Genomic DNA, 1,407 nt, shown 5'->3' with positions numbered 1-1,407 from the left:
AATCAGTTTAACGGTCATTTGCAAACTGATGGGTATAGCGTGTGTGCGACTTGATAAGCTGATAGCTTAAATGTTCTGCTCTTAATAAGAGTCAATGAACCTGCTTTTCTGTAAGCAGTCGCCTACTTCAATGCGCGTTGTTGGTAACGACTTCGTGTTAGAGCTTGAAGGACAATGGACCGAAAACCGTAAGGTTGTCTTCTGAACAGCGATGTAAGGAAGAACTGCAAAACTTCATTGCAGATAGGGCAGGCAAGCGGATATGGTAAACGTATGTGAACTGTTGTAAACGCCGTTAGACCGAAGGAGCCAAAGGAAGTTGACAGGCTTCGGCCAAAAGGCAACGCAGAAGGTCAGTCAGCTACGCAGTCTGACTGCACAGACAAATATCTGCCGGTGGATAGACAGTACCTAAGTTCGCAATCATTAAGCTATCGGAACAAGGAAAACCCGATCGCTTGCCGTTAAAGCGGCAAAGTTTTCTGTGAAGGAAGCCGATAAGCGAGCGGGCAAAGGATCATGCAAAAAGCGAATGGCGTTCTGTAATGGAGCGTATAGGAGATGGAAAGATCGCTTCACGATGAAAATCGGCTGACTTGCATGTGGTAAGTTATAGCGAGAAAATTTGTGGAACTTAAATTCAGGAGAACAAGCAAATGACAGTGTTGAGAAACATTGGTGCGGTCTCCACTCACGGAGGCTGGCATTCCATTGACTGGGATCGTGCTCACGCTGAGGTAATGAAGCTGCAGGTTCGTATCGCTAAGGCAACAAAACAAGGTCGTTGGAACAAAGTAAAGGCACTTCAATGGTTACTTACGCATTCTTATCATGCTAAATGCTTAGCCGTAAGAAAAGTGGTAACCAATCAGGGAAAAAGAACCCCAGGAGTGGACGGAGTCGTGTTACATACGGCAAAAGGGAAATATCGCATGATACTTTCTCTTCAACGTCGTAACTACAGGCCGCAACCTCTGCGGCGTATCTACATCCCTAAAGCTGATGGTAAGAAACTTCGCCCGTTGGGCATTCCAACTATGCTCGACAGGTCTATGCAGGCACTGCATTCTTTAGCACTCGTTCCTGTATCGGAAACATTAGCTGATCGGTATAGCTACGGCTTCAGACTTAAAAGGTCAACAGCCGACGCTATCGAACGTATCTACGGAAGTATATGCAGAAAAGCTGATCCGCAATGGATATTGGAAGGAGATATTAAAGGTTGTTTTGATAACATCAGTCATGATTGGTTGGTACAGCATGTGGTAACAGACAAAGTGATTCTTCGCAAGTGGCTTAAGGCTGGTTATTTGGAAAACGCAGAACTCTTTCCAACTAACAGCGGTACTCCGCAGGGCGGAATTGTAGCTTTACGTACACACCCACAAACATTGAGTTTTTCAGGAA

General features: G+C 45.3%; 1 protein-coding gene. It reads left to right on the top strand.

Annotated features, from left to right (window positions below; all coding sequences use genetic code 11):
• Positions 1-656: 656 nt before the first annotated feature.
• A partial coding sequence (locus AC59IL_RS38885; RefSeq protein ID WP_496557661.1) for a reverse transcriptase N-terminal domain-containing protein occupies positions 657-1,407 on the top strand: 751 nt, incomplete at its 3' end.

The sequence above is a fragment of the Niastella sp. sgz303648 genome (assembly GCF_059587045.1).
The sequence above is the reverse complement of the archived record's forward strand: the minus strand, read 5'-3'. Positions and strand labels throughout refer to the sequence as shown.